General features: G+C 49.8%; 14 protein-coding genes. 9 read left to right on the forward strand and 5 right to left on the reverse strand.

Features of this window, described 5'->3' with window-relative positions; genetic code table 11:
- Positions 1-3: 3 nt before the first annotated feature.
- The 3 genes from ACTF7Q_RS04465 to ACTF7Q_RS04475 all read right to left on the reverse strand — a co-directional run bounded on the left by ACTF7Q_RS04465 (position 4) and on the right by ACTF7Q_RS04475 (position 2,232).
- Positions 4-447: a type IV pilus assembly protein FimV gene (locus tag ACTF7Q_RS04465; protein WP_438996654.1), complete on the reverse strand. Its 444-nt coding sequence runs from the start codon at positions 445-447 to the stop codon at positions 4-6.
- Complete coding sequence (locus ACTF7Q_RS04470) at positions 444-1,631, reverse strand: flagellar assembly protein T N-terminal domain-containing protein (protein WP_438996655.1); 1,188 nt, start codon at positions 1,629-1,631, stop codon at positions 444-446. The genes ACTF7Q_RS04465 and ACTF7Q_RS04470 overlap by 4 nt, the downstream gene beginning before the upstream one ends.
- A gap of 61 nt (positions 1,632-1,692) precedes the next feature.
- Positions 1,693-2,232, reverse strand: coding sequence for an LPP20 family lipoprotein (locus ACTF7Q_RS04475; RefSeq protein WP_438996656.1), 540 nt, complete (start codon positions 2,230-2,232; stop codon positions 1,693-1,695).
- 299 nt (positions 2,233-2,531) lie between these two features.
- Between ACTF7Q_RS04475 and flhA the strand changes: the two genes are divergently transcribed.
- From flhA to ACTF7Q_RS04500, 5 genes are all read left to right on the forward strand, one after another.
- On the forward strand, positions 2,532-4,634 hold the full coding sequence (gene flhA, locus ACTF7Q_RS04480) for a flagellar biosynthesis protein FlhA (RefSeq protein ID WP_438996657.1): 2,103 nt from the start codon (positions 2,532-2,534) through the stop codon (positions 4,632-4,634).
- Between the two features lie 48 nt (positions 4,635-4,682).
- A complete protein-coding gene (locus ACTF7Q_RS04485) occupies positions 4,683-5,834 on the forward strand; it encodes a hypothetical protein (RefSeq protein WP_438996658.1) in 1,152 nt (383 codons plus the stop codon).
- A gap of 72 nt (positions 5,835-5,906) precedes the next feature.
- Positions 5,907-6,704, forward strand: coding sequence for a P-loop NTPase (locus tag ACTF7Q_RS04490; RefSeq protein ID WP_438996659.1), 798 nt, complete (start codon positions 5,907-5,909; stop codon positions 6,702-6,704).
- 3 nt (positions 6,705-6,707) lie between these two features.
- Positions 6,708-7,433: a sigma-70 family RNA polymerase sigma factor gene (locus tag ACTF7Q_RS04495; RefSeq protein ID WP_438996660.1), complete on the forward strand. Its 726-nt coding sequence runs from the start codon at positions 6,708-6,710 to the stop codon at positions 7,431-7,433.
- The gene (locus ACTF7Q_RS04500; RefSeq protein WP_438996661.1) at positions 7,408-7,890 is read left to right on the forward strand and encodes a hypothetical protein; all 483 of its coding nucleotides are present in this window, start codon (positions 7,408-7,410) and stop codon (positions 7,888-7,890) included. Before ACTF7Q_RS04495 ends, ACTF7Q_RS04500 begins: the two co-directional genes overlap by 26 nt.
- 24 nt (positions 7,891-7,914) lie before the next feature.
- On the opposite strand, the gene ACTF7Q_RS04505 is transcribed toward ACTF7Q_RS04500, so the two are convergent.
- A complete protein-coding gene (locus ACTF7Q_RS04505; protein WP_438996662.1) occupies positions 7,915-8,724 on the reverse strand; it encodes a flagellar hook basal-body protein in 810 nt (269 codons plus the stop codon).
- A gap of 196 nt (positions 8,725-8,920) precedes the next feature.
- Between ACTF7Q_RS04505 and ACTF7Q_RS04510 the strand changes: the two genes are divergently transcribed.
- From ACTF7Q_RS04510 to ACTF7Q_RS04525, 4 genes are read left to right on the forward strand one after another with little or no spacing between them, the layout of a single operon-like run.
- Positions 8,921-9,307, forward strand: a complete 387-nt coding sequence (locus ACTF7Q_RS04510) for a hypothetical protein (protein ID WP_438996663.1) — start codon at positions 8,921-8,923, stop codon at positions 9,305-9,307.
- A gap of 53 nt (positions 9,308-9,360) precedes the next feature.
- Positions 9,361-9,999, forward strand: a complete 639-nt coding sequence (locus ACTF7Q_RS04515; protein ID WP_438996664.1) for a hypothetical protein — start codon at positions 9,361-9,363, stop codon at positions 9,997-9,999.
- A gap of 37 nt (positions 10,000-10,036) precedes the next feature.
- Positions 10,037-10,252 carry a translation initiation factor IF-2 gene (locus ACTF7Q_RS04520; protein ID WP_438996665.1) on the forward strand — a complete coding sequence of 72 codons (216 nt, stop codon included), beginning with the start codon at positions 10,037-10,039 and terminating at the stop codon, positions 10,250-10,252.
- Between the two features lie 4 nt (positions 10,253-10,256).
- Complete coding sequence (locus tag ACTF7Q_RS04525; protein ID WP_438996666.1) at positions 10,257-10,529, forward strand: hypothetical protein; 273 nt, start codon at positions 10,257-10,259, stop codon at positions 10,527-10,529.
- A 1-nt stretch (position 10,530) separates the two neighbouring features.
- Here the strand turns inward: ACTF7Q_RS04525 and ACTF7Q_RS04530 are convergent.
- Positions 10,531-10,773: malonyl-CoA decarboxylase domain-containing protein (locus ACTF7Q_RS04530; RefSeq protein WP_438996667.1), on the reverse strand; the 243-nt coding region annotated here is incomplete at its 5' end.

The raw sequence follows: 10,773 nt of genomic DNA on the forward strand, positions 1-10,773 counted from the left end.
GAGTTATCCGCCGATGAAATAAATCTGATCACTTTGTGACCCCCCCCCACCACTGGCTGCGTTAGACTTGTTCTTGCCCAAGATCATATCTTGAATTTCATTCAATGACGGCAGATGTAATGTTTTATCAGCATAAAGAAAATTTGGATTACCTCTTACAAAGGCTTTGGCATTAGCAGCAACAATAGCCATTTCGATGAATTTCAAATTCAGTCCGCTATTGGCATAATGCTTGTTAATGACATGGCTTAGCGTTTCATTTTGCGCAACCTTATGTTTGGTGGCATAATTTGGATCAATGACAAACGGATTGTTGCTATCCACATTGCCAGACGCTGACTGATTTGGATATTCAAGGACAACAAGCGGTTGAGACTGGGAAAATGCACCCGTTGAAACTGTTAAACCCATTAGCAAGGTGATCGTTAAAATAATACGTGTAATCATTGCGTTAACTCCATAAATTCAACCTTTGCACCTTGTAACATATTTTTATCACGCGCGGGGTTTAAGGGCTCAAGGACAACCGATCGTGCATCCGCTTTTGAGACACGCAAAATAGTCCAAAGGGTATCAGTGCCGCTGGTCACAGCTAGTGAATTTTGACCTACACCATGTGTTTTGCCAAGGGGTACAGTTAAAACACCATCAGCTAATGTAAGCGTGCTGACAAGAGGGCGGCAGGTGAGTTGCTGCGAGAGGTCATTGATGAAACCAGGCATCATGCCGAAAATGTTGGCCGTAACGGCTTTGCGCTTGCCGCGGGTCAGCACATTAAGTGTCCGTGACGGCGATATATCGCTGAGCTTGATCGTCTGTGTTACGCTATGATCAAGGACTGGCGTATAGGATAACCCATCAGCAACATGCATGGTGACGGTCACATCAAGCACCATTTCATCGCGCAAAAATTTGCCTATTTTTCGGGCATTGAACGAAATTTCAGGGGTAAAAGCAAAATCACCTGTAGCAACCCGCACCCGCCCCTGGGTCAGCGAGGTATAGTCAAAGGCATCATTGGTTCGTGCCAGCGCCGCCACATCAAGCGGGGTTGTGATCGCCCGCCGCGTCTTCAGATTGGGATGCCGTTCCATCTGTATCAGCATCTCGGTCACACTGGTTCTGGCAATTGGTGCCAACCATGCAGGCACCGTCGGCCCTACATAGATAGACGGGGCAAATACAGTCACATTGTGATGCCGCGGCGTTGCACATTCAGCTTTTGGCAGTTCGCCAACAGCCGCCCTAACGCTGACCATATAATGCTGATCATCGACAATCTCGTTGGTAATGGTATAATCAAGAATGCGGCTCGATGGACGCACAATAAAATGATCACTCAAGGTGGTGTCCGCGGATACCGCCGAAAAGCCGTTCACCTCGGCACCGCCCTGAAGAGCCACCTGATAAAGCGCATCTTCAAGCGCAATCATACGGGCTTCATCTTGTGCCGCATCATCCATAATGACAGCACGGCCTGTAGCCTCGGCAAAACGGAAGCCTTCGGCGCCCATCGCCGCTGACATAAATAGGCCGCATAGCAAAACGAACCAAACCGGCAACACTGCAATAATCAGCACAAACCAGTTTGGCAGGGAGAACGGGATAATGGAAACACCATTTTTTTTCATTGTTCTGCTTTACACCCCAGAGCTGGACACGACGTATATTCTGACTTCTGTTAACAACAGTTTAGCCGACGCTGCGTGCGCTTCCCATCAGATGCGCAATCATGTCACGGTCAATTTCCAAAACGATTTCGTATGTATCCGAGCCTGTCGGGTTGATACGCACGGTACGCGCCCCCCGGATCGTTCCCGAAACGACACCCCGGAAAGTATCATTCTGAACCATCAGATCGATCACAGTTGTCGAACTGTCCACCTGTAGGCCGTGGATCTGTTCGGCAAGGTCACGCATAGCAACCATGCGGGCTGACCGAATAGCCATCAGGCGCTTTTGCGCATCTGAGCGCCCCGGCTGTGATGACACAACGGCATAACCAACCGCCGTTAAAGTTGGAATTTCGTCTGCGCCCGCGTCAAACACTTCGGCAACTGATGCCAATGATGTTGCCTGACTTTGTTCAAGGGCTGACATGCCTGTGCCGCTGGTGGACATCGCCGTGTTACCGCTAAGGCTATCGGCAAGCTGACAGCCAGACACCGCTAATGATGCCGCCATCAAGGCCACAATTGTAACTAAATTATTCCGCGTGGGTGTTTTGTGCATGGGTCCGTTCCATTCTTCAAAAATTTGATACACACAAGCTATGCATTATCCGTGCCACTCATCTTAATTGAGGGGTTTCATACTTTTGCCAATGAAAATACTCGTTTTTTTTATTCTGGCACGCTTATTGCCTTTATTAACGCGGGTGCTGTCGGCTTGGCTGGCTGCAACATTTAGGTAAAAAGGCATAAAAGCATGTTTATTCAACAAATTAGCACTAATAAAGCTAATCCAATCCGGCACCATGTTCGGGAAGTTGTGTCGCATGCTGTTCAATATACTGACAGAGGATATGCGTCATGGAAATGACACTCGCCCGATTTGGCATCAACGATCCCAAGGCTTTGGTAACGACTGGTATTTTGCCGGTTGGTATTCTGGTGCTGATTTCGATGATGGTTTTACCTTTACCGGTATTTCTGCTTGATACGTTTTTTGTCTTTAATATCCTGATGTCTTTGCTGATCCTAATGGTGGCAATGAACGCATTGCGACCACTGGATTTTTCAAGTTTCCCTAGCCTGCTTCTGATCGCCACAATCCTGCGGCTTGGTCTGAACGTGGCGTCGACCCGTATTGTGCTAAGCGAAGGTCATACAGGCGGTGACGCTGCCGGTCAGGTCATCAAAGCGTTTGGCGAATTCGTTATTTCCGGCAATTACGCTGTCGGTATTTTTGTATTTATCATTCTTATTATTATCAACCTTGTTGTGATCACCAAGGGTGCTGGCCGTGTTTCCGAGGTTTCAGCCCGTTTTACCCTTGATGCGATGCCAGGCAAGCAGATGGCAATTGACGCCGATCTGAATGCGGGTGTGCTGACCAATGAAGAAGCCCGTTTGCGGCGCGAAGAAATTGCCAGTGAGGCCGATTTTTATGGTGCCATGGATGGTGCGTCAAAATTCGTTAAAGGTGATGCGGTAGCGTCGATCCTGATCCTGATCATCAATATTGTTGGCGGTCTGATCATCGGTATTTCTCAGCATGATCTGTCAGTAAGCGTGGCTGCCGAAAACTATATTCTATTGTCTATCGGTGATGGTCTGGTCGCGCAGATCCCGTCTTTGCTATTGGCCATTGCTACTGCGATTATCGTCACCCGTGTATCATCAACCCAAGATATGGCCGCGCATATTGGCGATCAGATCAGCCTGTCCCGCGCATGGGCACCTGTTTCCGGCGTGCTGATGTTGATCGGTTTTGTTCCGGGTATGCCTAATCTGTTATTTATCGGCGCGGCGCTGATTGCGGCGGGTGCAGGCTATTGGTCTTACACAAAGGAACAAAAAGCGCTGGTAGATGGCGATGCCGAAGAGCTGGCCGAAATGGAAGATGAAGCCAAGTCACCCGATCTTATCGAACTTGACGAAATTGCCGATAATGCGCCGGTTTCAATCCAGCTTGGTTACGGGCTTGTCGAAATGGTCGAGGAAGATACTGGCGGCCCTTTGACCAACCGCGTTACAGGCATTCGCCGTCAGGTATCAAAAGCCCTTGGCTTTATCGTGCCGGCGGTTCGTATCCGTGATGATATGAGCTTACCAGCGAACACCTATCGTATCCGCATTGGCCCGACAATTGTAGGCGAAGATCAGGTATTTCCCGATCGCAAGCTGGCCATCCCAGGTGACAATGTGAATATCAAAATTGACGGTATCGAAGTCAAAGACCCTTCATTTGGTATGGATGCCATCTGGATTACCAGCCAGCAACAGACCGAAGCCGAAGCCAAAGGATATGTTGTGGTGGCACCGGAATCAGTGCTGTCAACGCATCTGAGCCAGATACTTTATAAATTTGCCAGTCAGCTTATCGGTCAGGATGATGTTCAGGGTCTGCTTGATAATCTGAAACAATCGTCACCTAGTCTGGTTGAGTCAGTTGTGCCCAAGCTGGTCCCGCTTCATACATTGACAGGGATTTTACGCACCTTGCTTGAGGAGCGTGTTCCGGTTAGCGACCTGCGCGGGATTCTGGAGAATATGTCAGGGCTGGCAGCGCGTAATCTGTCAACCGCCGATATGGCCGAGGCCTTGCGCCCTGCCCTTGCCGGATTGCTGATCCAGCAGGTGGCACCATTAAACCAGCCTTTGCCCGTTATCACGCTAAATTCCGACCTAGAACATATGCTTATTTCGATGGCACGTCAGAGTGGCGATCAGGGACTGGTGCTGGATAACAGCCTAGCCCAGCAGCTTCTGGAAAGAATTTCAGCCGCCAATGAAACATTGGCATCACAAGACAAGCAGGCGGTGATCGTTGTATCACCAGCGATCCGCCGCGAATTTTCAGCCATTATCCGCCAGCATATCGACGATATGGTTGTCCTCGCCTTTACCGAATTACCTGAATCACGAAAGATCGAAGTCGTTGCGACCGTCAGTGGCGAAGCCAGCGCATAACCATGATGGCTTTCGCCTCAACAGATGTGACTATGAAAGGATAAAATAATGGCCACCATAACCGTATCAGCAAACGATACCGCAACCGCAATGGATGAGATTTTCCAGAAGCTCGGGGATGACGCATTGATCCTGAAAACAGCCAATCGAAACGGCAAGATCGAAATGGTCGCGACGAATGACGCGGCGCAACGTGTCAAGGTCAGGCCGTCAAAAGTGGCCAAGAAAGCCCCTGCTTTTACCGAACTTTTCGATCAGAAAATGGTTCAGGTCCCGATCGAGGACATGCCGCAGGAAAATACTGATGTAACCGCAGATTTTGCACTGAAAGCTTTGGCGAAAAGTCAAAATGAGGATCAGTCATCACCATCTGATATGGCGGCGATGCGCAAAGATATGGCGATGCTGAAATCGATGCTGACAGGCATGATGATTACCGATGAGAACGGTCTTAGTGAAAAACTGGGGCATAGCTCGACGATCAAGCTACGTCAGGCTGGATTTTCACCCGAAGTGGTGACTGAGTTGCAACATGCGTTTGAAGGTCAGGCGTATGAAAAGGCGCGGTTAAGCTTTATGAATGAACTGGCACGCCAACTGATCCGCCCGAGCACCGAGGATCTGTTTGAGGCGCGCCTGATTTGCGTGGTGGGATCTAGCGGTAGCGGTAAGACAACGCTAGCAACCAAAATTGCGGCGCATTGCAAGGAAACCGGCATCGCCAATAACATGATACTGGGCACCGTCACATCCGAAAGACAGTCAGGTGACACCATCAAGGATCATGCCCGTTTAATGAATATGCCATCGGTTGATTTTCCGCTGGCAGAACTGCCCATCCGGATCAAGGAAACAAGCCGCCGGATGATTATGGATGTGTCCGCACAACCAGATCAGGCCGTAGCCGCGATCCGCAAAGCCACGGCGGCGCTAGACCCAGCACGGGTTGCTGTTGTGCAGGCCATTCCAGGCGGTAGCAGCAGCGTGATGATTGCGCATCAGTGCAGATTATATAAACAATTATCACCAACGATTGCGCTGACCAAGCTGGATGAGTGCGAGGCCACCCCACCAGAGCTGTGCAGTCTGCTGACGCATGGCAATGGTATTGGCCTGTTGACAGGGACAAAGTCCATAGTTGGCGGAATAGCCATTGCTACAGACGCAATATTAGCGCAATATTTAAAAGAGAACTGCTAATGAAAGCGCTGATGTATTTACTTTCGTCCACTATGGACAACTTTGTTTTTTCTAAGCCGGAGTGATCCTGACATGGCATCTTCAATCGCAGTTGCAAGTGGTAAAGGCGGCGTTGGCAAAACCAACATCGCTGTCAATCTTAGCCTGACTCTGTCGCGCATGGGCAAAAAGGTTACCTTGCTTGACGCCGACTTTGGCATGGCCAATGCCCATATTTTGCTCGGGGTAAATCCACAAAATTATATCAGTGACGCGATTAACGGCACAGTGCCCTTGGCCGATACAGTTTGTCAGGGACCTTTGGGGATGAATTTTCTGTCAGGAGGAAGCGGTCTTTTGGACATGCTAAATCTGGATAAGAAAACCCGTTACGAAACGATCCGGCTGATGGATAATCTGGAGCCAAAGCCCGATGTTCTAGTGGCAGATGTTCCCGCAGGCGCGTCTGATAATTCGATTGCCTTTGTAGCGGCAGCCGACCGTGTTGTTGTTGTTCTGGTTGGCGAGCCAACAAGCTTCCTTGACGCCTATTCGCTGATCAAGGCGGCTAATCTGGAAGCGGGTGTGCAGAATTTTTCAATTGTCGTGAATATGGTGACAGGCAAAGGTCAAGCACAAGCACATTTTGCTAAATTCCAAAATATCGTGTACCGTTTTCTGGATGTAAAGTTAGAGTTAGCTGGGTATTTACCGTTGTCAAACCGGATCAGAAAATCAATTGTCGAACGTCGTCCTATTAGCCTGGGCGACAAAAATCTTCCTGAAAACCTAGCGCTACAAAGCCTGTCCAAAGCCGTAATGGACGCCACCCCCAACCAAGCAAATGGCATCCGCTATTTCAACAAAATACCAAGTATGGCAGGAGCTTAACCCATGAAATCCGGTTACGCGGAACAAAAACCCGACGTTGAAAGCCTGATCCGTGATCATATGGAGCTAGTGCGCCAGATCGCATGGCATATTCATGGTCGGGTTCACGCGTCTGCCGAAATCGAAGATCTGGTTCAGATTGGCTATTATGGGCTGGTCATGGCCGCGCAGAATTATACGGTGCAAGAAGGAGCCGCCTTTAGCTCGTATGCCAGCATCCGTATTCGCGGCAGTATTGTCGATCATCTGCGCAAAAATTCAAATCTGTGCCGGACGACAATCCAGATGCAAAAAAAGGCACGGCAATCCGAAGAAATTCTGCGTCAGAAGTTGGGACGTGATCCGTCTATTGATGAGGTCGCCAGTGATCTGGATATTGCACCCGAAGAAATGCGTGAATGGGAACAGGCCTTTCAGGCGAATGTGCATCAATCGCTGGATAATGTGTATGACGAATTTTCAATATGGTTTGTGTCGAATGAAAATACACCAGAAGACAATATAAGCGACAATGAATTGCGCAATGTTCTGAAAAATGCGCTGACCACACTGCCCGAACGTGAGGCATTGGTTATTCAGCTTTATTATGTCGAAGAACTGAATGTATATGAAATTGCCGAAATTCTGGACGTGACCACAGGGCGCGTATCGCAGATCAAAAAGGCCGCCATTGCCCGCCTGCGCGGCTATATGGATCAGATCGATGAACAGGAAGCCATTCGTGGCTGAGGCCAAGGCAAGCATGTGGCATCAAACCGACCAGATCAATATGTCGGTGCAAATGGCCGATATATCACTGGATGGGTCAAGCGCGGCACTGGATGGGTCGAACCCGGCACTGGCGTTGAAAATCAATTGTAATTTGAAGAATATCGCCCGTGGCCAATGCGCGGTGACGATCCAGCCCCGTGCAGATGCCGCGGAGAATAGCGGGGCGGCTGAAACCGTCGCAAATGGACAGCTGCATATTTTTGTTGATCGACCGCTTATGACCGCCGCAGTAAGCGTATCGACGCATTATTTTGACCAGCTCACACGCTATATGAGCAAGGCCAGCAGCCGCCCGATGGAGTTGGTTCTGACGCTGGAGGATCCGTTGGCGGTGAGCCTTGACGGGGATTTGCGCATCGATAGCGAAACCATCATCGCGATCACCGGCATAGCAGCCACTATACCGGTGAAATAGCGTATCAGTTAGATGATCCGAGAATTAGAGGAACTTTTTAACGATATCTGAATCGGCCTGCAGCATCCGCGAAGAGGCCGAATAGGCCTGTTGTGCGCGAATCATGCTAGTCAGCTCGTCATTGATCTTGACGTTTGAAACCTCAAGATTACCACTTAGCACATCGCCAAAATCACCCTGACCAGCTGCGCCAACCGCCGGCAAGCCAGTTTTGGCATTTATGATAAACTGGCCATTGCCCTTTGATGTCAGATCAGCCTCGTTCTGAAAACGAGCCAAAGCAATCTGCCCACGATTGATAACCGCCCCAGTGCCGCCAGTCATCCCACCAGCATATGTCGCATTGATCTGGCCATCAACGCCAATCGTAACCGATGTCAGGAGCTCTTCAGCCGCAACATCGCCATCTTCAGTAGGATTACGCCGCAACGGCAAACGTAGCGGATCACCATCAAGACCAATCAAAAAATGACCTTCGTTATTGACGATGAAACCATTCTCATCAAGGCGCATCGAACCATCGCGCGTATAACGCAGCTCATTACCCGCATTCGGCGGGGCGACGATGAACATGCCCTCGCCAGCAACCGCCAGATCAAGCTCGCTGCCGCTGGTCTTGAACGCCCCTTGCGAGTGATTACGGCGGGATGCGTCAAACACTGTGCCCATGCCCACCTGAGCGGCGGCGCGCTTCTCACCAGCTATGCCGTAAATATCCTGAAACTGGGCGGATGAGCGCTTAAAGCCATTGGTGCTGGCATTGGCGATATTATTGGAAATGACGCCTATTTCCTTGTTGGCGGCGGCGATGCCTGACCTGATTATGGCTAACATAGTGACCCTCTTTGGTTAATTACACACGCCTACATTCAATTTCTGTGCCGAAATCACGGCCTTTGATATTTTTATTACGAAGATAGGTTTTTTCATCACTGATAGGTTTACTATCTCTTAATTAGTTGCCATTTTGCAATTTTCAGGCATGATATGATCACTATCTAAATTATGATTCTATGTTCATTCGGGTGTCATGACTACTAATCCACCAAATGCACTTATCACCGTGCCGAAAGCCAATCCGCCCGCACGGCGCAACGACAATGACAGTAGCGGTTTCCGTCTGGTCAATGGCGATGTGCATCTGGGCGACCGTAAAGATGTGCAGAAACGCCTGCCAGATATTCTGGGTAAGGCGCTGGCGCTGATCTGGATCGACAAGGAATTCAACGACCAGTTTTCGCGCGACCCTCAAGGCACGCTGACCAATCATGGTGTGCATCTGCCCGAAAATATGGTGATCGAATTCCAAAAACCCGGCACCGACCGGCCACGCATCGTGGTATATGAACGCCGCCCCAATTCCAAATTCAAGCTGCGAGTGTTCTATCTGCAACTTGTGATGATGGCAGGGCGGTAATGGCCAAGCGCGTGATGATATGTGGTGCCCGGATGTTAGCTAGTGGAACCCGGATGTTGGCTAACTTGGCGCTGATGCTTACACTGGCGCTGACGCTGGCCACACAAACCAGTTTGGCAACAGATAATGCCACCGCGAGCGATACCGATCTGACCAGTGACGCGGCGTTCAATCGCGCGGTTCAAGCGGTCAAGAACAAGGATTATGACGCCGCCATCAGAATTTTCGAAGCTCAAGCAGAGGCCTCGCAACATGACGCCCAATATAATCTGGCAGTGCTATTGCATGCTGGCAAAGGCCGTCCACAAAATTTCCAGCAAGCCTTGATCTGGGCATGGTCTGCGGTGCTTGGCGGTATCGAAGAAGCTACCGAACTGGCCGATGAGCTGGCTGATATGATCCCTGAAAAAGCGCTGGATGCTGCCCGTGAAAGCCTACGTGAGAAATTACAGACACGGATCGACGCAGGTGACCGCACCGCGGTCATGCAGTTTGCATCCTATCATGAAACATTGCTTGCGGAAGCTGATTTTGAAACAGCCTATATCTGGTATTCAATTGCCGCCGCCATAGGCGAAGATGGCAGCATCAAAGCCCGCGATGACGCCCAAGGTAAAGTCGATGATGAAGACATCGTCACGTTACAGGTCAAGGCTGGCACAATTTTTGAAGGGTTGACCTTCAAGAACTAGCCTTCGATGACCGATGGCTGTCAATAAGGAGACGAAAATGCAGGTTAAAGTTCACTGGATCATCGACGGTGTTGCCGAGATGGACGCAGAGTCATTCGAGGCTGCCGAAAAACATATTGAAGATACAATCCGTAGTCTTATCAGCGACAAACCCGAATTGATGGACAAGTTGGGCGCGCGCGCGATACAAGGCAAAGCCTATCTGCCCGGATCCGAAGATGATATCGACATGACCAATGAAAACGAGGGGTAGCTTGATGACACGCGCTATCATCACCCACCTGATCGCGACTATGCTTGTGGCTGGCATTGTCAGCCCTGCCTTTTCGATTGGCAAAACATATGTGCCGCGTGATGATAGCAAAGAGGTGCCAAAAATGGAAATTTGCCGCCTTATGACAGTCGAACGTGATCCCGAAGAAGGCACGAAATGTATTTATCAAAGGCAAAGTCGCGGGCAACCTGTGCAAATATCGAATGACAGCCCAACCGCCCCTTGCCAAAGATCATTCCAATGCAAGCGGGAATAGCTTAAAGTCGGGTCACGTTTTTGGCTTCTGCCGCCAGATTGCGAACACCACTTGAGGCCACCACGTTATTATGCGTGGCAAATGCTTCGTGGTTATCAGCTAGATGCGGCACATCATATAGATAGTTTACCATCAAACCTGCCGATTGCTGTTTGCCCTTTGCTGATATGTCAGCATCGCCATGAATCGCCTGTACCCTGGCACCATTATTGAGATGAAACCGCGCAACAGGATCGAGAGGCCG

Source organism: Puniceispirillum sp. (SeqCode) (assembly GCF_965657105.1).
GTDB lineage: Bacteria > Pseudomonadota > Alphaproteobacteria > Puniceispirillales > Puniceispirillaceae > Puniceispirillum.